The sequence below is a fragment of the Streptomyces sp. NPDC021224 genome, assembly GCF_044332905.1.
Taxonomy (GTDB): Bacteria; Actinomycetota; Actinomycetes; order Streptomycetales; family Streptomycetaceae; genus Actinacidiphila.
Map to the genome: position 1 here is coordinate 28,420 of NZ_JBIRPW010000013.1, position 20,631 is coordinate 49,050.

General features: G+C 75.5%; 21 protein-coding genes. 15 read left to right on the forward strand and 6 right to left on the reverse strand.

The genetic code is table 11. From position 1 onward, the window contains the following. Positions 1 to 70: 70 nt before the first annotated feature. The 3 genes from ACH4PY_RS27250 to ACH4PY_RS27260 all read left to right on the forward strand — a co-directional run bounded on the left by ACH4PY_RS27250 (position 71) and on the right by ACH4PY_RS27260 (position 3,077). Positions 71 to 640: a Clp protease N-terminal domain-containing protein gene (locus ACH4PY_RS27250; protein ID WP_398188258.1), complete on the forward strand. Its 570-nt coding sequence runs from the start codon at positions 71 to 73 to the stop codon at positions 638 to 640. A gap of 27 nt (positions 641 to 667) precedes the next feature. Further along, positions 668 to 1,633, forward strand: coding sequence for an EamA family transporter (locus ACH4PY_RS27255; protein ID WP_398188261.1), 966 nt, complete (start codon positions 668 to 670; stop codon positions 1,631 to 1,633). A gap of 409 nt (positions 1,634 to 2,042) precedes the next feature. Next, positions 2,043 to 3,077: a DMT family transporter gene (locus ACH4PY_RS27260; protein ID WP_398188264.1), complete on the forward strand. Its 1,035-nt coding sequence runs from the start codon at positions 2,043 to 2,045 to the stop codon at positions 3,075 to 3,077. Here the strand turns inward: ACH4PY_RS27260 and ACH4PY_RS27265 are convergent. Then, complete coding sequence (locus ACH4PY_RS27265; protein WP_398188267.1) at positions 2,989 to 3,693, reverse strand: pyridoxamine 5'-phosphate oxidase family protein; 705 nt, start codon at positions 3,691 to 3,693, stop codon at positions 2,989 to 2,991. The genes ACH4PY_RS27260 and ACH4PY_RS27265 overlap by 89 nt on opposite strands. 35 nt (positions 3,694 to 3,728) lie before the next feature. Between ACH4PY_RS27265 and ACH4PY_RS27270 the strand changes: the two genes are divergently transcribed. Beyond that, positions 3,729 to 5,066 carry an aminotransferase class I/II-fold pyridoxal phosphate-dependent enzyme gene (locus ACH4PY_RS27270; RefSeq protein ID WP_398188270.1) on the forward strand — a complete coding sequence of 446 codons (1,338 nt, stop codon included), beginning with the start codon at positions 3,729 to 3,731 and terminating at the stop codon, positions 5,064 to 5,066. A 14-nt stretch (positions 5,067 to 5,080) separates the two neighbouring features. Here the strand turns inward: ACH4PY_RS27270 and ACH4PY_RS27275 are convergent, their stop codons facing one another. Continuing rightward, positions 5,081 to 6,073 carry a DMT family transporter gene (locus ACH4PY_RS27275; RefSeq protein WP_398188273.1) on the reverse strand — a complete coding sequence of 331 codons (993 nt, stop codon included), beginning with the start codon at positions 6,071 to 6,073 and terminating at the stop codon, positions 5,081 to 5,083. Between the two features lie 72 nt (positions 6,074 to 6,145). Between ACH4PY_RS27275 and ACH4PY_RS27280 the strand changes: the two genes are divergently transcribed. After that, positions 6,146 to 7,048 (forward strand): LysR family transcriptional regulator, encoded by a 903-nt coding sequence (locus ACH4PY_RS27280; RefSeq protein ID WP_398188275.1) that lies wholly within the window; start codon positions 6,146 to 6,148, stop codon positions 7,046 to 7,048. A gap of 25 nt (positions 7,049 to 7,073) precedes the next feature. On the opposite strand, the gene ACH4PY_RS27285 is transcribed toward ACH4PY_RS27280, so the two are convergent. Continuing rightward, positions 7,074 to 7,577 carry a Rieske (2Fe-2S) protein gene (locus tag ACH4PY_RS27285; RefSeq protein ID WP_398188277.1) on the reverse strand — a complete coding sequence of 168 codons (504 nt, stop codon included), beginning with the start codon at positions 7,575 to 7,577 and terminating at the stop codon, positions 7,074 to 7,076. A 192-nt stretch (positions 7,578 to 7,769) separates the two neighbouring features. On the opposite strand from ACH4PY_RS27285, the gene ACH4PY_RS27290 reads away from it, so the two are divergent. The 5 genes from ACH4PY_RS27290 (at position 7,770) to ung (ending at position 11,552) form a co-directional block, all read left to right on the forward strand. Beyond that, positions 7,770 to 8,633, forward strand: a complete 864-nt coding sequence (locus tag ACH4PY_RS27290; RefSeq protein ID WP_398188280.1) for a HipA family kinase — start codon at positions 7,770 to 7,772, stop codon at positions 8,631 to 8,633. Beyond that, positions 8,633 to 9,016, forward strand: a complete 384-nt coding sequence (locus tag ACH4PY_RS27295; RefSeq protein WP_398188283.1) for a DUF3037 domain-containing protein — start codon at positions 8,633 to 8,635, stop codon at positions 9,014 to 9,016. Before ACH4PY_RS27290 ends, ACH4PY_RS27295 begins: the two co-directional genes overlap by 1 nt. A 159-nt stretch (positions 9,017 to 9,175) precedes the next feature. Further along, entirely contained in the window at positions 9,176 to 9,937 is a 762-nt protein-coding gene (gene fabG / locus ACH4PY_RS27300) for a 3-oxoacyl-ACP reductase FabG (RefSeq protein ID WP_398188286.1), read from the forward strand. Positions 9,938 to 9,959: 22 nt separating this feature from the next. Next, on the forward strand, positions 9,960 to 10,730 hold the full coding sequence (locus tag ACH4PY_RS27305; RefSeq protein WP_398188289.1) for an SDR family oxidoreductase: 771 nt from the start codon (positions 9,960 to 9,962) through the stop codon (positions 10,728 to 10,730). A gap of 123 nt (positions 10,731 to 10,853) precedes the next feature. Beyond that, the gene (gene ung, locus ACH4PY_RS27310; protein WP_398188292.1) at positions 10,854 to 11,552 is read left to right on the forward strand and encodes a uracil-DNA glycosylase; all 699 of its coding nucleotides are present in this window, start codon (positions 10,854 to 10,856) and stop codon (positions 11,550 to 11,552) included. Between the two features lie 65 nt (positions 11,553 to 11,617). Here ung and ACH4PY_RS27315 read toward each other — a convergent pair whose 3' ends face one another. Continuing rightward, complete coding sequence (locus ACH4PY_RS27315; RefSeq protein ID WP_398188295.1) at positions 11,618 to 12,031, reverse strand: hypothetical protein; 414 nt, start codon at positions 12,029 to 12,031, stop codon at positions 11,618 to 11,620. A gap of 189 nt (positions 12,032 to 12,220) precedes the next feature. Between ACH4PY_RS27315 and ACH4PY_RS27320 the strand changes: the two genes are divergently transcribed. After that, the gene (locus ACH4PY_RS27320; RefSeq protein WP_398188613.1) at positions 12,221 to 13,126 is read left to right on the forward strand and encodes a Gfo/Idh/MocA family protein; all 906 of its coding nucleotides are present in this window, start codon (positions 12,221 to 12,223) and stop codon (positions 13,124 to 13,126) included. On the opposite strand, the gene lnt is transcribed toward ACH4PY_RS27320, so the two are convergent. Together lnt and ACH4PY_RS27330 are read right to left on the reverse strand one after the other, a co-directional pair. After that, complete coding sequence (gene lnt / locus ACH4PY_RS27325) at positions 13,098 to 14,642, reverse strand: apolipoprotein N-acyltransferase (RefSeq protein WP_398188298.1); 1,545 nt, start codon at positions 14,640 to 14,642, stop codon at positions 13,098 to 13,100. The two genes, ACH4PY_RS27320 and lnt, sit on opposite strands and share 29 nt — an antisense overlap. A 639-nt stretch (positions 14,643 to 15,281) precedes the next feature. Next, positions 15,282 to 15,878 carry a histidine phosphatase family protein gene (locus ACH4PY_RS27330; protein ID WP_398188302.1) on the reverse strand — a complete coding sequence of 199 codons (597 nt, stop codon included), beginning with the start codon at positions 15,876 to 15,878 and terminating at the stop codon, positions 15,282 to 15,284. Between the two features lie 313 nt (positions 15,879 to 16,191). On the opposite strand from ACH4PY_RS27330, the gene ACH4PY_RS27335 reads away from it, so the two are divergent. The 4 genes from ACH4PY_RS27335 (at position 16,192) to ACH4PY_RS27350 (ending at position 20,623) form a co-directional block, all read left to right on the forward strand. Continuing rightward, complete coding sequence (locus tag ACH4PY_RS27335) at positions 16,192 to 17,637, forward strand: dihydrolipoyl dehydrogenase family protein (RefSeq protein ID WP_398188305.1); 1,446 nt, start codon at positions 16,192 to 16,194, stop codon at positions 17,635 to 17,637. Beyond that, positions 17,565 to 17,987: a hypothetical protein gene (locus ACH4PY_RS27340; RefSeq protein WP_398188307.1), complete on the forward strand. Its 423-nt coding sequence runs from the start codon at positions 17,565 to 17,567 to the stop codon at positions 17,985 to 17,987. The genes ACH4PY_RS27335 and ACH4PY_RS27340 overlap by 73 nt, the downstream gene beginning before the upstream one ends. 287 nt (positions 17,988 to 18,274) lie before the next feature. After that, the gene (locus tag ACH4PY_RS27345; RefSeq protein WP_398188310.1) at positions 18,275 to 19,576 is read left to right on the forward strand and encodes an ROK family protein; all 1,302 of its coding nucleotides are present in this window, start codon (positions 18,275 to 18,277) and stop codon (positions 19,574 to 19,576) included. Positions 19,577 to 20,119: 543 nt separating this feature from the next. Then, the gene (locus ACH4PY_RS27350) at positions 20,120 to 20,623 is read left to right on the forward strand and encodes a flavin reductase family protein (protein WP_398188313.1); all 504 of its coding nucleotides are present in this window, start codon (positions 20,120 to 20,122) and stop codon (positions 20,621 to 20,623) included. Positions 20,624 to 20,631 lie beyond the last annotated feature (8 nt).

The window sequence follows — 20,631 nt, forward strand, 5'->3', positions numbered from 1 at the left end:
CACCCCCCTCCGCGGGCGGATGCGGAATGGACCGCTGAGCCGATGCGCCGGGCACGATCACTCTGCTGAGATGGGTGGCGTGTACAGCGACCAGGGGCCGCAGCACGAGCCGGCCCGTCCCGCGGACGACGCCCACCTCACGGCCGGGGTGCGCGCCGTCCTCGCCGACGCCCGCCGCCGCGCGGTCCGTGACGGCGACACGCAGGCCGACACCGCGCACCTGCTGCACTCCCTGCTGGAGCACGACCCGCACGCCCGCGCCGCCTGCGACGCCCCGCCCGGCCGGTCCGCCCGCGTGCTCGGCTACCTCGTCCAGCGCAGCATCGGCTACGGGCTGCGCTGGCGCGGCTCGGTGGAGGACTCCGGCGAGATACCCACCCTCACCCTGACCGCCCCCGGCTGGAGCCCCGCCGCGGCGACCGCGCTGCGCGGCGCCGCCGAACTGGCCCGGCTGCGTGGCCGGGACGAGGCCGACGGCATCGACCTGCTGCACGCCCTCACCGCCGACCCGGACTGCCGCGCCGCGGACGTCCTGCGCGCGGCGGGCCTCGATCCGGACGAACTCCACGAGGCACCCGGGGTCGTTCCGGAGCAGCGCGGTGTCAGGGATTCTGAGGATGACGGTCCTGTCGGGGGCTGACATGATGGCCGGATGCGCGGATCCGGTATGAGGAGCAGGGGACTTGGGCTCGCCGTGCTGTCGGCGTGCGCCTTCGGCGGCTCGGGGGTGGCCGCCAAACCGCTGATCGACCTCGGGTTCTCCCCGCTCCAGGTGGTGTGGATGCGGGTGATGGTCGCCGCGCTGGTGCTGGCGCCCGTCGCCCTGCGCTACCGCACGCTGCCCCGCCGCAAGCCCGCGCTGATCGCCGGGTTCGGCCTGCTCGGCATCGTGGGCTGCCAGGCCCTCTACTTCGTGGCCATAGACCGCATACCCGTCGGCGTCGCCATCCTCGTCGAATTCCTCGGCCCCGCCCTGCTGCTGGGCTGGATCCGGCTCGTTCAGCGCCGCCCCGTCACCCGGGCCGCCGCGCTCGGCGTCGTCCTGGCGACCGGCGGCATGACGTGCGTCGTCGAGATCTGGTCCGGCCTCGCCTTCGACGCGCTCGGGCTGCTCTACGCGTTCGGGGCCGCGTGCTGCCAGGTCGCGTACTTCGTGCTCGCCGACCACGGGACGGACGGGGACGACGCACCCGAACCGGTCGCCGTGATCGCGCACGGGCTGCTCGTCGGAACGCTCGTCCTCACGCTCGTCGCCCACCCCTGGACGATGCGGTGGTCCGACCTCGGGCACCAGGCCGCGCTCGGCGACCGCGACGTTCCTGCGGTGCTGCTCGTCGGCTGGATCGGCCTGGTCTCGACTGTGGTCGCCTACCTCGCCGGGGTCACCTCCGTCCGCACGCTCAGCCCGCAGGTCGCGGCGGTCGTCGGCGTGCTGGAGGCGGTGGTCGCCACGGTGCTGGCGTGGGTGCTCATCGATGAGCATCTCGGGGCCGCGCAGATCGCCGGCGGCGCGCTCGTGCTGGCCGGTGCGTTGGTGGCCCAGACGGCCGCGGCTCGCCCCGCCGGGGGGCTTCCCGACGCCCCCGAGCCGACCCCCGCGGCCCGGCCCGCGACCCCCGAGTTTCTGCGCTGAGCGCTTCCGCGGGGGCGGGGGCGGGGGCGCTCCGGGGTGCCTCGTGCGGTGCTTTGTGCGGCCTTCTGCCGGTGGTGGGTTGCGCGCGCAGTTCCCCGCGCTCCTGGTGGGTGCCCTGTGCGCGCAGGGTGAGCGTTTTCAGGGGCGCGGGGAACTGCGCGACCGGCCACGACGGCGGGAAGATCGCGAACACCACCCCAGGAGGCAGCCCGGGGCGGCTATCGTGAGCCCATGCACGCAACTGTTCTCCCGCCGCCCGCGGCGTAATCGCGGGCAGCGAAGGGGTCTGAGGACGACGTAGACACGGTCCGGCGCGAGCGCCGGGGCGGTCGGTGCTGCCCGCACGCAGGGACGAGTGATCCGACCACCCATCCTTTCGCGGGAGAATTCCGTGTTCTTCAGGCACTTCTTGAGGCATGCCTCCGCCCCGGCCACCCGGGGCCTGATCTATGTCGTCGTCGCCGCCACCGGCTGGGGTACGGCGGGCGCGGTCGCGGCCGCGCTGTACGGCCGCAGCGGGCTCGGGCCGCTGGCCCTCACGTTCTGGCGCGCCGCCGGCGGCTTCGTGCTGCTGCTCGGGGTGCGGCTGGTACGCCGCCCGGCGCGGGGCGGGACGACGGTGGGCCGGGTGCTGGCGACGGGCGCCGGTCTGACCGTCTTCCAGGCCGCGTACTTCTGCGCGGTGCGGTCGACCGGTCTGGCGGTCGCGACCGTCGTGACGCTCGGCTCCGGCCCGGTGCTGATCGCGCTGGCCGCGCGGCTGGTGATGGGCGAGCGGCTGGGCCGCGGCGGCGTCCTGGCGGTGGCGGGTGCCCTCGGCGGGCTGGCCGTGCTGGTGCTGGGTGACGGCGGCGGCACCTCCGTACGTCCCGCGGGTGTCGCGCTCGCGGTGCTGTCCGCCGCGGGCTATGCGGCGATCACCGTGCTGACCCGCTGGTGGGGCCACCGGGGCGAGGCGGGCGACCCGTTCGACATGTCGATGTGGGCGTTCGGGCTGTGCGCGGTCGTGATGCTCCCGGCGGCCTGGGCCGAAGGCCCGCTGCCGCACGCGGCGGACCTCGGCCGCACCCTGCTGCTGCTCGGCTATCTCGCCTCGGTGCCGACGGCGCTGGCGTACGGGCTGTACTTCGCGGGTGCGGCCGTGCTGCGTGCCGCGACGGTGTCGGTGATCGCGCTCATCGAGCCGCTGTCGGCGACGGTCCTGGCGGTCACGCTGCTCGGCGAGCGGCTGACCGCGGCGACCGTGGTGGGCGGGCTGTGCCTGCTGGCCGCGGTCGCCGCGCTCGCGGCGGACGAGGCGCGTGCGGCGCGCCGCCTGCCGCGGCAGGCGGGGCCGGTGGCCGGGGGAGTGGCGGTCAGCGCCGTACCGGCGGCAGGTAGTCCGGCAGGGGCGGCGTCGCCTGGCCCGGAAGCCGCGCCGGTTCGGGGGCGCCGTACGCCGTAGCGACCGGGACGACGCCCGACCAGTGGGGGAGCCCGATGTCCTCGGGCTCCTCGTTGGGCCCGCCGGTGCGCGTCTTCGCCGAGATCTCGCCGAGGTCGAGGCGTATCACGGCGGTCGCCGCGAGCTCCTTCGCGTTCGGCCGCCGGGTGTCGGCGGACCTGCCGGGCACCGCCTGGTCGACGATGGCGTCGAGTGCGGCGGTCCGCTCGTCCGGGTCGGTGACCTCGTACGCGGTGCCGTGCACCACCACCGAGCGGTAGTTGATCGAGTGGTGGAAGGCGGACTTGGCGAGCACCAGGCCGTCCACGTGCGTGACGGTGAGGCAGACCGGGAGGCCGCCGCCGGCGGCGCCGCGCAGCGGGCGGGAGCCGGTGGACCCGTGCACGTACAGCCGCTCGCCGCTGCGCGCGTACAGGGTGGGCAGCACCACGGGCGCGCCGTCGCGGACGAAGCCGAGGTGGCAGACGTACCCCTGGTCGAGGATCGCGTGCACGGTCGCGCGGTCGTAGGCGGCCCGTTCCCGGGAGCGGGTGGGGACGGTGCGGTCGGTGGCGGTGTACGTGCCGAGCTGCTCTGCGGGTTCGCCGGAGGGGGTGTCGGCCGTCGGGGTCGGCATGGCGCGATCCTTTGCACTAGTGCATAATCAGCTTTGTGCTAGGAGAGTACAGAATCACAGGTCGCGGCGCATCGGGTATTGCCGCCGACATCGAACGGGCCGTCGGCGGCGGTGCGCTGCGCCCCGGCGACGCCCTGCCGCCGCTGCGCGAGCTGGCCGCCGAACTGGGCGTCAACTCCAACACGGTGGCCGCCGCCTACCGGCTGCTGCGCGACCGCGGGGTCATCGAGACCGCGGGCCGCCGCGGCAGCCGGGTGCGCGCCCGGCCCGCGACCACGCCGCGCGACCAGATCCTTATCGAGGTGCCCGCGGGCGTCCGCGACGTCTCCAAGGGCAACCCGGACGTCGCCCTGCTCCCGCCGCTGGGCGACGCGCTCGCCGCGGCCGCCGCCGAGCACGCGCTGCGTCCGACGCTCTACGGCGGCCCGCCGGTGGACGCCGACCTGGAGCGGATGGCGCGCGCCGCGCTGGACGCCGACGGGGTGCCCGCCGGGCCGATCGGCCTCAGCTCCGGGTCGCTCGACGCGATGGAGCGGGTGCTGACGGCGTATCTGCGGCCCGGCGACGCGGTGGCCGTCGAGGACCCGGGCTGGGGCAGCCTGCTGGACCTGGTCCCGGCCCTGGGCCTGCGGACGGTGCCGGTCGCGGTGGACGACGACGGGCCGGTCGCCGCCGAGGTGGCCCACGCGCTGAAGGGCGGCGCCCGCGCCCTGATCGTGACCGCCCGCGGGCAGAATCCCACCGGCGCCGCCGTCTCCGCCGCCCGCGCCGCCGAGCTGCGTGCCCTGCTGGCCGGGCACCGCGAGGTGCTGGTGATCGACGACGACCACATCCACGGCGCCGTCGAGCTGCCGCTGCACTGCCTGTCGGGCGTCACCGACCACTGGGTGCTGATCCGCTCGGTCGCCAAGGCGTACGGCCCCGACCTGCGGCTCGCGCTCTACACCGGCGACGCGACGACCGTGGACCGGATGCGTGGCAGGCACCGGCTCGGCGCGGGCTGGGTCAGCCACCTGCTCCAGCGCACGGTCGTCCACCTGTGGCAGGACGGCGCGGTCGACCGCGCGGCGGTGGCCGCCTCGTACGGGCTGCGGCGCGACGGGCTGGTGCGGGCGCTGGCCGAGCGCGGGGTGGCGGCCCACGGGCGCAGCGGGATGAACGTCTGGGTGCCGGTCAGCGACGAGACCGGCGCGGTGGCCGGGCTGCTCCAGCACGGCTGGGCGGCCACGCCCGGCGCCCGCTTCCGGGTCCGTTCGGCCCCCGCCGTCCGGCTGACCGTCTCGACGCTGGAGCCGGACGACATCGCGCCGCTGGCCGACGCCGTCGCGGCGGTGCTGCGCGCTCCCGCCGCCGGTGAGGTCCGCCACGGCTGAGCCGCGGGCCCGGCCTACTTGCGGGGGCGGCGCTGGGTGAGGGCGGCCCCGGCGAGGATGACGACGGCGCCGACCGGCTCGTTCCAGTGCAGGGTCTCGCCGAGCAGCAGCACACCCGCGGCGGTCGCGACGATGGGGATCAGGTACGTCACCATCGCCCCGATCGTCGGGCCCTTCTCGGCGACCAGCCCGTACTGGATCAGGAAGGCCACACCCGTGCCGAGCGCCCCGAGGGCGAGGACCGACAGCACCGACTTCGCGGGCCAGCTGTCCGGCACGGAGGTGAAGAAGGGGGTGACGACGAGCAGTTGCAGCGTGCCGACCAGCAGCTGGCTCGCGGACACCGCCAGGTGGGAGCCGCCGGTGCCGCTCAGGGTCCGCCGGACGTACGCCCAGCCCACCGCGTAACTGACCGCCGCGGTCAGCGCCATCAGCGTGCCCTTGGGGTCCTGCCCGGCGAAGCCCTGCCAGGCGCCGAGCACCGTGAGCACCCCGATGAAGCCGAGGCCCACGCCCGCGAAGCGCTCGCGCGAGGGCCGGTCCTCGGACAGCGCGACCAGCGACACCAGCATCGAGAACAGCGGGGTCGCCGCGTTGCATATCCCGGCCAGCATCGACGGGATCGTCTGCTCCGCGGTGGCGAAGAGCGTGAACGGCAGCGAGTTGAGCAGGAAGGCGGCGACGAACAGGTGCAGCCAGGTGCGCGGCGAGCGCGGCAGCCGGTCGCGCCGCACGGCCACGGCCGCCGCGAGCACCGCCGTACCGAACACCATCCGCCCCAGCGTCACCTGGAGCGGTGCGAAGGCCTCGTTGCCGACCTTCATGAACAGGAAGCTGAAGCCCCACACCAGGCCGAGCGCGGCGAAGCGCAGCCGCCAGTCCAGCAGCGGCCGGCGGCCCGGACCGGCGGCGGGACCAGGGGGAGCGGCGGGAGCGGGGACGGCGGCGGGGGCGGGGCCCGGTTCGGTCGCGAGGGGGGCGGGACGGCTCTCGGCGGGTGCGGTCATGTCCACACGATGACGGGCCCGATCTCGTAGAACAAGCGAGTATTCATACACAGTCCGCGTAGAATCTCTTACATGTTGAGCTTGGAACGTCTGCGCGTCCTGCACGCGATCGACACCTACGGATCGGTGAGCGCCGCCGCCGACGTGCTGGGGGTCACGACCTCGGCCGTCTCCCAGCAGATGGCCAAGCTGGAGCGGGAGGCCGACCAGACGCTGCTCACCCGCAGCGGCCGCGGGGTGCGGCTCACCGACGCCGGCCGGCTGCTGTCCGGGCACGCCGAGCGGATCCTGTCGCTCGTCGAGCTGGCGCACTCCGACCTGGAGGCGCACCGCGGCGCCGCCGTCGGCGACCTGACCGCGGGCGCCTTCCCGACCGCCGTGCGCGGGCTCTTCCCGGCCGCCCTGCGCGCGCTGCGCGCCGCCCACCCGCAGCTGCGCACGACCGTGCACGAGCTGGAGCCGCAGGAGTCGCTGGCCCGGCTCACCCGTGGCGACGTCGACCTCGCGGTCGTCCTGGACTGGTACAACAAGCCGCTGTCGCTGCCCGGCGGCCTGGCCAAGGCGCCGCTGTTCGACGACTTCGTGGACGTCGCGCTCCCGGCCGGGCACCGGCTGGAGGACCGCGCGGAGATCGACCTCGGCGAACTGGCCGACGACGACTGGATCGCCTGGCCGGACGGCGGCTTCTGCCACGAGTGGCTGCTGTTCACGCTGCGCGGCAAGGGCGTCGAGCCGCGGATCGCGCACCACGCGGAGGAGCACGCGACGGTGCTCGCGCTGGTCGCCGCGGGCCTCGGGGTCGCCGTCATCCCGCGGCTCGGCCGCGACCCGATGCCCGGCGGGGTGCGGGTGGTGCCGGTGCGGCACACCATGCGGCGGCACATCTACGCGGTCTGGCGCGCCGACGCCGACCGCCGCCCGGCGATCCGGGCGGCGGTGGAGGCGCTGGGGGCGGCGGCGGGCGCGCTGGGCTGAACCGCCGGTCCGGGCGGCCCCGGGGTCAGGCCAGGGTGATGCCGTCCCCGGAGACCGTGACCGCCTTCGAGGGCAGCGGCGAGGTGGCCGGACCGTGCGCCACCGAGCCGTCCGCGACCTTGAACTTGCTGCCGTGACAGGGGCAGTTGATCGTGCCGCCGGACACGTCGATGACCGTGCAGCCCTGGTGGGTGCACACCGCGGAGAAGCCCTTGAACTGGCCCGCGGTGGGCTGGGTGACGACCACCTTCTGGTCGGCGAAGACCTTGCCGCCGCCCACCGGGATGTCCGACGTCTTGGCCAGCACGTCGCCCCCGCCGCCCGAGCCGCCGTCGGCCGGTGACGAGGCGGCGGACGAGCCGCCGTCCGGGGCGGGGGTGCCCGAGGCCGGGGCGCCGGACGACGAGCCGGAGTCCGAGCCCGAGTCCGAACCGCACGCGGTCAGTACGGCGGCGAGACCCGCGCCGCCGGCCGCCGCGACGACGGCACGGCGGGTCGGGGTCAGGGGGAGTCCGGGCGTTTCGGGCATGAGCGGGTCCTGTCGTCTGGTCGGACCGGTCGGCGGCGGGGCCGACCGGCGGCGTGCTGTCCACGCGTGACCGTTGATACGGGCGATCACGGCCATCCGTTCAACGACACGCGTGCCGGATTCCTCGTTCATCACATCGGTGACATCCGCCACGGCCCGCGGGGCACCCGTGCGCCCCCATATCCTGGGGCGATGCTGAGAGAAGTGACGGGCATCCGTTATGTGACGCCGCTGCGCGAGGGCGGGTCGGTGCCCGGTGTGGTGGAGGCCGACGACCTCGGCACGTACGTGGTCAAGTTCAGCGGCGCCGCGCAGGGCCGCAAGGCGCTGGTCGCCGAGGTGATCGCGGGCGAGCTGGGCCGGCGGCTGGGACTGCGGGTGCCGGAGCTGGTCCGCTTCGACTTCGACCCGGTGATCGGCCTCGGCGAGCCCGACCAGGAGATCCAGGACCTGCTCAGGGCGAGCGGCGGGCTCAACCTCGGCATGGACTTCCTGCCCGGCTCGCTCGGCTTCGACCCGCTGGTCTTCGGCGTCGAGCCCGCCGAGGCGAGCCGCGTCGTCTGGTTCGACGCGCTGATCGGCAACGTCGACCGCTCCTGGCGCAACCCCAACCTGCTGGTCTGGCACCGCAACCTGTGGCTCATCGACCACGGCGCCTCGCTCATCTGGCACCACAACTGGAAGGGCGCCGAGGCCTCCGCGGCCAAGCCCTACGACGCCTCCGACCACGCGCTGTCCCGCTTCTCGCCCGACCCGGCGGCAGCGGCGGCCGAACTCGCCCCGCTGGTGACCCCCGACCTGCTCACCGAGGTCACCGCGCTCGTCCCCGACGCGTGGCTGGCCGACGAGCCGGGCTTCGCCGGGCCCGACGACGTGCGGCGCGCCTACGTCGAGCTGCTCGCCGCCCGCGCGCCCGGCATCCACGAGCGGATCACCCTCGCGCCGCGCCCGCGCGACCGGCAGCCCCCGCCGGAGTGGCTGCGCACCTGGGTCGAGGGCAGGAACGCCGAGGCCGCCGCCGAGGGCGGCCGCGACAACGAGGAGAGGCACGCCTGATGGGCGGGCGGGACGTGTTCGAGTACGCGCTGGTGCGCGTGGTGCCGCGGATCGAGCGCGGCGAGATGATCAACGCCGGGGTGCTCGTCTACTGCCGGGCGAAGTCCTTCGTCGGTGTGCGGGTGCACCTGGACGAGACGCGGCTGCGCTGTCTGGACGCGGGCGTCGACGTGGCGGGCGTCAGGGCCGCGCTGCGCGGCTACCAGGAGGTGTGCGCGGGCGGCGAGGACGCGGGCCAGGCGGGCGGCGACGACCCCGGCCGCCGCTTCCGCTGGCTGACGGCCCCGCGCAGCACCATCGTCCAGCCCGGCCCGATCCACACCGGCCTCACCGCCGATCCCGAGGGCGAGGCCGACCGGCTGCTCGCCCTGCTGGTCCGCTGACGGCGCCGCACCGGGCTTCCGGTGCGGTGAGCCACATCGGCACTGATGGCGTTGACACTGGGTCACTGTCCTCCTACGGTTTCGGCATCGGAACCTACTAAGCGGTCGCTCATGCGTGACAGCGCGCCGGGCGACCGCACCAAGGGCTGAGGAGAACAGATGTCCAGCACCGAGCAGCGCGTCGCGATCGTCACCGGCGCCGCCCGCGGGATCGGCGCCGCCACGGCGGTCCGGCTGGCGGCCGAGGGCCGCGCCGTCGCCGTACTCGACCTCGACGAGACCGCCTGCAAGGACACCGTCGAGACGATCACGGCGGCCGGCGGGCGGGCGCTCGCGGTGGGCGCCGACGTCTCCGACGAGGCGCAGGTGCAGGCCGCGGTCGAGCGGGTCGCGGCCGAGCTGGGCGCGCCCACGGTGCTGGTGAACAACGCCGGGGTGCTGCGCGACAACCTGCTGTTCAAGATGAGCGCCGCGGACTGGGACACGGTCCTGGGCGTCCACCTGCGCGGTGCCTTCCTGATGAGCCGCACGGTGCAGAAGCACATGGTCGACGCGGCGTTCGGCCGGATCGTCAACCTCTCCTCGTCCTCCGCGCTGGGCAACCGCGGCCAGGCCAACTACTCCGCCGCCAAGGCCGGGCTGCAGGGCTTCACCAAGACGCTGGCGATCGAGCTGGGCAAGTTCGGCGTCACGGCCAACGCCGTCGCGCCCGGCTTCATCGCCACCGACATGACCGCCGCGACCGCCGCCCGGGTCGGCATGGGCTTCGAGGACTTCCAGGCCGCCGCCGCGACCCAGATCCCGGTGCAGCGCGTCGGCCGGCCCGACGACGTCGCCAACGCCATCGCCTTCTTCACCGGCGACGACGCAGGCTTCGTCTCCGGCCAGGTGCTGTACGTGGCCGGCGGACCGCTCGACTGACCGCCCGGAGGGCGCACACACCATGACCCAGAACAACCCCACCACCCCCGACACCGGCAAGGCCGCGCTCGTCACGGGTGCCAGCCGCGGCATCGGCCTGGCCATCGCCGAGGCCCTCGTCGCCCGCGGCGACCGGGTGTGCATCACCGGCCGCACCGAGGACACCCTCAAGGAGGCCGTCGAGCGGCTCGGCCCCGACCGGGCCGTCTACGTCGTGGGCAAGGCCCATGACGAGGCGCACCAGGCCGCGGCCGTCGAGCGCGCCATGGAGGCCTTCGGCCGGATCGACTACCTGGCCAACAACGCCGGCACCAACCCCGTCTACGGGCTGCTCGCCGACCTCGACCTCGGTGTCGCGCGCAAGGTCTACGAGACCAATGTGATCTCCGCGCTCGGCTTCGCGCAGCAGACCTGGAAGGCGTGGCAGAAGGACCACGGCGGCGCGATCCTCAACATCGCCTCGATCGCGGGCCTCGCCCCCTCGCCCTTCATCGGCGCCTACGGCATCAGCAAGGCCGCGATGGTCAACCTGACCGTGCAGCTCGCCGCCGAGATGGCTCCGGGCGTGCGGGTCAACTCGATCACGCCCGCGGTGGTCAAGACGAAGTTCGCCGCCGCACTCTACGAGGGGCGCGAGGAGGAGGCCGCGGCCGGCTACCCGCTCGGGCGGCTCGGCATGCCGCAGGACATCGGCGGCGCCGCGGCCTTCCTGCTCGGCGACGAGGCGGGCTGGATCACGGGGCAGAACCTGGTGATCGACGGCGGCCTCTTCCTGCGCGCGGGCGGCGTCTGACCTGCGGTCCGTCCGGCGGCCCCGGTGCCGCCGGACGGGCTGTCCACCGGTCGGGGAGCGGACTGTCAGTGCCTGCCGGTACGTTCTGACGCAGTAACTGATCGCGTACCGGAGGTTCCCGACGTGCCCACCGTGCTCCCCGAGTCCTGGCAATCCGTCCTCGGTGAGGAGTTGGACAAGCCCTACTTCCAGCAGCTCGACGCATTCGTGACGGCCGAGCGGAAGGAGCACCGCGTCTTCCCGCCCGAGGAAGAGGTGTTCGCGGCGCTGGAGGCCACCCCCTTCGACCGCGTCAAGGTGCTGATCCTCGGCCAGGACCCCTACCACGGCGAGGGCCAGGGCCACGGGCTGTGCTTCTCCGTCCGGCCCGGGGTGAAGACCCCGCCGTCGCTGCGCAACATCTTCAAGGAGATGGGCGCCGAGCTCGGCCACCCGGTGCCGGACAACGGCTACCTGCTGCCGTGGGCCGAGCAGGGCGTGCTGCTGCTCAACGCGGTGCTGACGGTCCGCGAGGGCGAGGCCAACTCGCACAAGGGCAAGGGCTGGGAGAAGTTCACCGACGCGGTGATCCGCGCCGTCGCCGCACGCCAGGACCCGGCGGTCTTCGTGCTGTGGGGCAACTACGCGAAGAAGAAGCTCCCGCTCATCGACACCGAGCGGCACATCGTCATCCAGGGCGCGCACCCCTCGCCGCTGTCGGCGAAGCTCTTCCTCGGCAGTCGCCCCTTCACACAGATCGACGCGGCGGTCGCCGCGCAGGGCCACGAGCCGATCGACTGGCGCATCCCGAACCTCGCGGTCAGCGCGGTCGCCGCGGGCTGAACGGCCCGTACCCCGTAACCCCGTACCCCGGGCGCACACCGGGGTACGGGGCGACCCGGGCGCGGTCAGCGGCCGTAGACGCCCTGGCAGATGGTGGCGGCGCTGCTGCCCGCGGGCCAGTGCCCGTACGCCCGGCCCATCGCGCACGGCCCGCTGCCCAGCGTGCCCGTCCGCTGCCCCGCGGCCGGGCCCGACGCCCGGTGCCGCACCACCCGCGGTGCGTGCGGCGCCGCCGGGGCGGCAGGGCGCGGGGCCGCCGCGGTGGGCTGCTGGTGCGGAGCCGCGGTGGCGGACGGTGTGCCGCGATCCGGGCGTACGTCCGCGAGCAGCGGCGCGGCCGGGGGCGGCGTCAGGGTCACCACGGCGGGCGCACGGCCGGGCGGCGGGGTCGTCGCGTCGGGCCGGGCGGGGGAGACGGTGGTGCATCCGGTCACGGCGGACGCCGTGAGCAGGAGCATTGCAGCGGGCAGCAGGCGCACGCCGCCCACTGTGCCGGGGAGCGGGCGCGTCCGGCAGTCCCCGCAGGAGTGAAAAACCCGCCCGCCGTGCCCCCGGGGTCACCCGTCCGGGTGGCGCCCACCTGCCCGTATGCTGCGGTGGCACCGCTCCCGTCCGGGCGCGGGCGGCAGCACGGCGAGGAGCAGCGCATGGCAGCGGGCAACGCCCCCCTGAAGGTCGGCGTCATCGGGCTCGGTGACATCGCGCAGAAGGCGTACCTCCCGGTGCTGGCCGCCCAGCCGGGACTCGACCTGCACCTGCACACCCGCACCCGCGCCACCCTCGACCGGGTCGGCGACACCTACCGGGTGCCGCACCGGCACACCACCCTGGACGAGCTGCTCGACCAGGGCCTGGACGCCGCCTTCGTGCACGCGCCCACCGCCGACCACGTCGCCGTCGCGGCCCGCGTCATCGAGGCGGGCGTCCCCGTGTACGTCGACAAGCCGCTCGCCCGCGACGCCGAGGGCGCGCGCACCCTGGTCGAACTGGCCGAACAGCACGGCGTCCCGCTCACCACGGGCTTCAACCGCCGCTACGCGCCCGGCTACGCGCAGTGCCTGGAGCACCCGCGCGACCTCGTCCTGATGCAGAAGAACCGGGTGGGGCTCGCCGACGACCCGCGCGAGGTCGTCTTCGACGACTTCATCCACGTCGTCGACACCCTGCGCTTCCTCGCGCCCGGCCCGGTCGGGCAGGTCCGCGTCTCGGCGAAGGTGGTCGGCGGCCTGCTGCACCACGTCGTCCTGCACCTGTCCGGCGACGGCTTCACCGCGATCGGGTCGATGAACCGGATGAGCGGCTCGGTCGAGGAGAGCCTGGACGTCAGCGGCGGCGACCGGCGGCGCCAGGTGCTCAACCTCGCCGAGGTCGTCGACCACAAGGGCCAGCCCACGGTGCGCCGCCGCGGCGACTGGGTGCCGGTCGCCCGGCAGCGCGGCATCGAGCAGATCGCCCTGGCCTTCCTCGACGCGGTACGCGCGGGCACCGGCTCCCCGGTGGACGCGCGCGACGCGCTGGCCACCCACGAGCTGTGCGAACGCATCGTCACCGAGGTACGGGAACAGGCCGCCTGACCAGGCGCGTCACCTCGTACGCGGCCGCCGAGAGCACCAGCAGCAGCGCCAGGTGCGGCACCCAGTCGCCGAACCGCACGTACGGGCTGCGCCCCGCCGCGAGCGGTACGTCGTAGACCGCGGCGGTGGCCGTGCCGGTGCCGACGCGGTGGCCCACCGGGCGCCCGGAGGCGTCGTAGACGGCGCTGATCCCGGTCAGCGTCGCGTGCACCACAGGACGCCAGCTCTCCGCCGCGCGCAGCGCCGCGAGCGAGGCGTGCTGGGCGGGCGCCCAGGTGTGCTGGAAGGACGCGGTGGACGACTGCGCGACCAGCAGCCGTGCGCCGTCCCCGGCCAGCCGGCGGCTCATGTCGGGGAAGGCGGTCTCGAAGCACACCAGCGGGCCGATCCGCAGGGTTCCCGTGTCCATGACCACCTGCCGGGCGCCGCGCCGCCGGTCCTCGCCCGCGGCCTTGCCGACCGAGGTGGCCCAGCCCAGCAGCGGCCGCAGCGGGATGTACTCGCCGAAGGGCACCAGCCGCATCTTGTCGTACCCGGGCCCGGTCACGCCCCGCGGGCCGATCAGCACCGAGGTCTTGGAGATACCGCTGCCGTCGGCCCGTTCGGCGTCCACGTTGACCAGCAGGTCGGCGCCGACCAGACGGGACAGGGCGGCCAGCTCGCGGGTCACACCCGGCTGCGCCGTCAGGTCCACACCGACGCTGCTCTCGCCCCACACCACCAGGGACGGGTGGGTGCCGGCCAGTTGCCGGGTCAGCTGCTCCTCGCGGGCCAGCCGGGCGGTCCTGCCGACGACCACACCCGGCTGCACGACCGCGATCCGCGCGCCGCCCGCCGTGCGCGGCCGCGGCGCCCACAGCCACGCGACGCCGGCCGCCAGCGCGGCGGCGACCAGCGCGGCCGCCGCCGGGCGGCGCAGCGCGGGCAGCCCGACGAGCGCGGCGACCGCCGTGTTCACCAGCACCACGAGCGCGCTGACCAGCCACACCCCGCCCAGCGAGGCCAGCCGCAGCGCCGGCTGCACCTGCCACTGGCTGGCCCCCATGAGCCCCCAGGGACCGCCCAGGTACTGCCAGGAGCGGGCCAGTTCGACCATCAGCCAGCCGCACGGCAGCAGCACCAGCGCGGGCCCGAGCCGCGGCGCCGCGCCCTCGCCCGCGGCGCCCAGCAGCCGCCGCACCAGCCAGCCCCACGGTGCCCACAACGCCCCCAGCAGCAGGGCCAGCACGACCAGGAAGACGTTCAGGCTCGCGGCCAGCCAGTGGTGCACGGCCAGCATGAAGCCGGTGCCGCCCAGCCAGCCGTCCAGCGCCGCCCGGCGCGCGGTCGGCGCCGACCGCGCCAGCAGCAGCCACGGCACCAGCGCGACGTACGCCAGCCACCACAGCGCGGGCGCGGGGAAGGCGAGCGCGGGCAGCGCCCCCGCCGCGGCCGCGCCCGCCCCGCGGACCCAGCCCGCCCGCCGGGCCCGGGACACGGCGGGCTCCGCCCGCAGCCCGGGGGCCGTCACCGTCATCCGTGCTCCCTCGACCACTCGGCCGCACCTGTCCGCACCCCGCCACGTGCCAGGGACACGGGCGGGCGACCAGTCTCCCTGCTCCCCCCGCCCCACGCGCGCCGAGCGCACCGCACCGCCCCCGGCGTGTCGCCGCGCACGGCCTGCCCGGCCGACCGGGGAGACGGATGGGCGGGGGAGGGCACGCGGGCCGCGCGGGTCGGCGGGGTGCGTTCGTGCGCCTCGGGGGAGGGGGCGCGGGCAGCACTCACCTCGGGCAAGCGAGGGCCGCTCGCGTCGGCGGCGTGCTCGCGTCTTCCTCGGCCGGGCGCGGGAGGGGCGCGAAGGCGCGCTCTCGGGCAGGCCGCAGGGCGGGCGCGCACGGGGTGCCCGGTCCGTCGGGTGGCGGGGGAAGGTGCGCGAGGGGCGCTCGCGTCTTCCTCGGCCGGGCGCGGGAGGGCGCGGCCGTAGCCTCCGGCGGGCCGCAGGGCGGGCGCGCACGAGTGCCCGGTCCGTCGGGTGGCGGGGGAAGGTGCGCGAGGGGCGCTCGCGTCGGCGAGGTGGGGTCGTGTTCCCCGGCTGGCGCGCGGGACGCGCCCACCTCGCGCGCACGGCCGCCCCGCCCACGCACGGGCTGTCCGGGGCCGGGTGCCGTCGCGCCTACGGCAGGCGGTTCCAGGAGGTCAGGACGTGGCGGCCGTGTTCTATGCCGAGGCGGCTGACCGTGCCGGTGGCGAGCTGGAAGAGGGCGCCGTCGGCAGGGGGGAGGCCCAGGCGGCGGGCGGTCAGGACGCGCAGGAAGTGGGCGTGGGCGACCAGCACCACATCTCCGCCGTCGCCGTTGGTGAAGGCCGCCTCGGTACGGGCGAGCACCCGGTCGGCGCGGTCGCCGACCTGCTCGGGGGATTCACCCGGATGGTCGTCGGGGCCGGGGATCACACCGTCGGTCCACAGGTCCCAGTCCGGGCGGGTGCGGTGGATGTCTCGGGTCGTCACGCCCTCGTAGCCGCCGTAGTCCCACTCGTGGAGATCCGGGTCGACCATGCCGTGCTCCAGGCCGGCGAGCTTCGCGGTGTCCCTGGCGCGTTGCAGCGGGCTGGTCAGGACGCACGAGACGTGCCGGGAGGCCAGCAGCGGCGCGAGGCTGCGTGCCTGGGCCTCGCCCTTCTCGGTGAGGGGCAGATCGGTGTAGCTGGTGTGCTGTCCCGATCGGCTCCACTCGGTCTCACCGTGCCGGATCAGCACGAGCTCGCCCATGGTGTACCTCCCGTGACGCCGTTCGGCGCCGCGATGTGATCATACGTCGCGGTGCCGCGCAGCGGCCGGACGCCGCCGCCCGCCCGCGGCCGGACCCCGGGTGGTCCGCCCGGCGGCCCCGGCGCGGCTCGCGCATGACACGCGGGCGACGGGGCAGACAACCCGTCACCTCGCCTCAGTACGATGACCGCGCGCCCTCCCGGTTGCGGCATCGGCGTGACGCCTGGGCCGTCGCGGGGGTACGCCCGGGCTGTCACGCCTGTGCCGTCCGGCCCGCCCCTTCCCGCCGTCCGACCGCAGCACAGGAGTCGCCGTGAACGACGCCCCCGACGCACCCCGTACGTACGACGTCATCGTCATCGGCGCAGGGCCGGTCGGCGAGAACGTCGCCGACCGCACCCGCGCCGCCGGGCTCAGCACCGTCGTCGTGGAGAGCGAGCTGGTCGGCGGCGAGTGCTCGTACTGGGCCTGCATGCCCAGCAAGGCGCTGCTGCGCCCGGCACTCGCGCAGGCCGACGCCCGCAGCCTGCCGGGCCTCAGCCGTGCCGTGCAGGGACCGCTGGACGCGGCGGCGGTGCTCGCCCGGCGCGACGACTTCACCTCCCACTGGAAGGACGACGGGCAGGTCGACTGGCTGCGTTCGGTCGACGTCGAGCTGGTCCGCGGCCACGGGCGGCTCGCGGGGGAGCGCCGGGTGGAGGTCGACACGCCGGACGGCGGCACCGTGCGGCTGGAGGCCCGGCACGCGGTGGCCGTCTGCACGGGGACGACCGCGGCCCTGCCGCCGATGCCCGGGATCGGCGACATCCACCCGTGGACCAGCCGGGAGGCGACCAGCGCCAAGAAGGTGCCGCGGCGGCTCGCGGTCGTGGGCGGCGGTGTGGTGGCCGTCGAGATGGCGACGGCCTGGCAGGCGCTCGGCTCGCAGGTGACGCTGCTGGTGCGGGGAACGGCTCTGCTGGACCGTGTCGAGCCCTTCGCGGGCGAGATGGTCGCCGACGGGCTGCGCGAGGCGGGCGTCGACGTGCGGTTCGGCGCGAACGTCGCCTCGGTGGAGCGCGACGGCGCCGAGGGAGAGGTCAGGATCGGCCTGGAGGGCGGCGCCCGGGTCACCGCCGACGAGGTGCTCTTCGCCGTCGGCCGCGCCCCGCACACCGGCGACGTGGGCCTGGAGACGGTGGGCCTGAAGCCCGGCGGCTGGCTGCCGGTCGACGACACGCTGCGCGTCACCGGCGTGGACGGCGACTGGCTCTACGCCGTGGGCGACGTCAACCACCGGGCGCTGCTCACCCACGAGGGCAAGTACCAGGCGCGGATCGCGGGCGCGGTCATCGCCGCCCGCGCGAAGGGCGAGCCGCTCGACGACGCGCCCTGGGGCCGGCACGTCGCGACCGCCGACCACGCGGCGGTGCCGCAGGTCGTCTTCACCGACCCCGAGGTGGCCGCGGTCGGCCTGTCCGCGGCCGAGGCCGAACAGGCGGGGCTGCGTACCAAGGTGGTCGACTACGACCTCGCCCAGGTCGCGGGCGCGAGCCTCTACCGCGACGGCTACCGCGGCCGGGCCCGGATGGTCGTCGACCTCGACCGGGGCCACCTGGTCGGCGTCACCTTCGCCGGTCCGGGCGTCGGCGAGCTGCTGCACTCCGCGACGATCGCGGTGGCGGCCGAGGTGCCGGTGGAGCGGCTGTGGCACGCCGTCCCGTCCTACCCGACCATCAGCGAGGTCTGGCTGCGCCTGCTGGAGGCCTACCGCGGCTGAGGCCCGGCAGCGGGCCGTGGGCGTGCCGGTGCACCTGCTCCACGGAGGCGGGAGCAGGTGCACCGGGTCGGCGCGCTCGGGCGCCTGCCGGGGCCTTCCGGCGTCGGTCGTGGCCGCGCCGCACGACGAGGGCTCCGGGCTGCACGGCGCCCGCACCGCGATGTACGGGGCGGCTGCTCGGCGCGGCGCAGGAAGCGGGCGAGGTGCGCCGGGACGTCGATCCGGAGGACCTGTTCACCGCGGCGGCGGCCGTCGGCCGGGCCGCCGAGCAGGCCGACCCGCGCCGGGCGTCCCGCATCCTCGCCCTGATCAGCGCCGGACTCGCCCCGGGGGCCGCCGGGGCGCAGTGACGCCGCGGCGGGGTGCCCGCCCCGTGGCCGGGACGCGTCCCAGCATGCGGTCAGGAGTTTGACCGCGTTCACCCGTTCCGGTTACGTTGCGCGGCATGCAGCGGACCACACACCTCACGACGCGGGGTCATGTCGACCTCAAGCGCGTGTGCTCCGCCGCGTGTCACCAGGTCTGACCGCACGAGCTCCGTACGGAGCCCCAACGGGGGTGCCCGCCCCGCCGGTTCGCCGCCGGCGCGCGTGCCCGGGTGCGCCCCCGCCGCCGTCGACGACCTGGAAGGCCCCCCGTGGTAGTCCTGCCGCCCGACCACCCCGTCGCCCCGACTCCCCTGCGCCGCGCCGATGTCGCGCCGTCCGCCGGGCAACCGCGCCGCCCCGCCGGGGCCGCCGCGGTGCTGCGCGCGATCCTCGACCACGGCCCGGTGGCGCGCAGCACCGTGGCACGGCTCACCGGGCTGTCGCCCGCGGCGGTGAGCGGGCACTGTACGCAGCTCCTGGCCCGCGGACTGGTCGCCGAGCGCCCGCAGGCGCCGGGTCCGCGCGGACTGGGCCGCCCGCACATCCCGCTGGAGATCGACACCGCCCGCTACCTGGTGGCGGGCGCGCACATCGCCGTCGCGCACAGCACCCTCGCACTCATGGACCTGCGCGGCCGGATCGTCGCCAGCGACCGCCGGCCGCACCGCGGCACCGACCCGCAGCAGGTGCTCGGCGGACTCGCCGCCCGGCTGCCGCGGCTGGTCGAGGCGCACGCCGACGGCCGTGCGGTGCTGGCCCTCGGGGTGGCGACCGGGCAGTGGGTCGACCCGGACGCGGGCGTGATCGTCGATCACCCGCGGCTGGGCTGGCGGGACGTGGCGGCCCGTGAGGTGCTGGCCGCCGCGACCGGGCTGCCCGTCCACGTCGACAGCCACTCGCGGGCACTGGCCCGCGCGGAGCAGCTGTTCGGCGCGGTGACCACCCGGGGCAGCGCGGTGCTGCTCTTCGTCGGCGCGGTCGTGGACGCCGCCTTCGCCACCACCGAAGGGGTGCACCGCGGACCGCGCTCGGCGGCAGGCAGCGTCGCGCACCTGCCGGTCGGAGCGGAAGGACCGGCGGGGCCGGGAGGGCCGGAAGGGCCGGGTGCGCCGTCCGCGCCGCCCGCCGAGCCGTGCGGCTGCGGCACCCCGGGCTGCCTCCAGTCCGAGGTGTCCGAACCCGCGCTGGTGCGCCAGGCCGCCGCCCGCGGCCTGGACGTCCCCGACTTCCGTGCGCTGCTCGACCTCGCCCTGGCCGGCGAGCCGCGCGCGGTGGCCCTCTTCCGGCGCCGGGCGCTGCTGGTCGGCCGGGCCGTGGCGCTGCTGCTCGACGTCTTCGACCCGGAGGTCGTGGTCGTCGTCGAGCCGGGCGCCGGGCGGCTGCCGGAGTGCCTGGACGTGCTGCGCGCGGAGGTCGGCGCCCGCTCCTGGGTGTGTGACGACCCGAGCCGGGCGGTGCTGCCCAGCAGCTTCACCGGCTCGGTCCTGCCGGTCGCCGGCGCCGCGGTCGCCCTCGGCGCCCTCTACGCCGACCCGCTCGGTCCCTGGCCCGCCCTCCCCGCCGTGAGCTGAGCGTTCCTGCCGCCCGCGGCCCCGAATTCCCACTTAATTCAGGCAGTTGCATTGTTGACCTGGCAGAACTCGCACGTGAGAATGGATTCATGAACGGCAATCAGCGGAATCCGGAGCAGGCGCCGCCCGCGGCGCACTCCTTCCGCGCGCCCTCCGCGCCGGGCCGCGAGCGCGCCGGCCGTGCGTGTCGCCGGTGTGTGTCCGGTGCCGTTCCCCGCTGTCCGTACGGGATCTGTACCGGCGCTTGCCGCGCCGTGTGACGCACCGCGGGCAAGCGCACCGCATTCCTCCGGCCGCCGGTATTCCGCACCGGCCGTGAATGGCCGGGCACCGTCGCGGCCGATTTCGTGAACGGCGTACGGAATTTCCGCCGCCGTATTCCCGCCCTTTAATTCCCGTCAGCTCCACCGCGCCCCGCCGCCCGATGCCGTGCGGCCCGCGGGCGCGGGGCTCCGCGCTGCCCGCGTCCCGCCGACCGGGCGGAGCCCCGTACGCCCGCCGCACCCCTCCCGTACCCGCTCCCGACCGAAACTGGGGGAGACGTTGACCATCACCGTGCCGTCACTTCCCGCCTCGGGGATCGACCCCGAGCGCTTCAAGCAGATCTTCCGCAACCATCCCGCAGGCGTCGTGGTCGTCACCGTCGACGCCGGGCGCGGCCCCGCCGGCTTCACCGCGACCTCGCTCACCTCGCTGTCGCTGCACCCGCCGCTGGTGTCCTTCGGCATCGGGGTCACCGCGTCGTCGTGGCCGCACGTCGAGCAGGCGACCAGCGCGGTCGTCAACTTCCTGGGCGCCGACCAGGAGGACGTCGCCAGGACCTTCGCCACCAGCGGCATCGACCGCTTCGCCGCGCCCACCGCGTGGCGTCGGCTGCCGCAGGGCGAGCCGGTGCTCGACGGGGTGAGCAGCTGGCTGCGCGTCGAGTTCGAGCAGATCGTGCCGGCCGGCGACCACCGGGTCGTGATCGGCCGGGTCCAGGGCTCCTGGACGGGCGGCACCCGCTCCCCGCTGCTCTTCCACGACGGCCGCTACCACACGCTCTGACCCGCCCC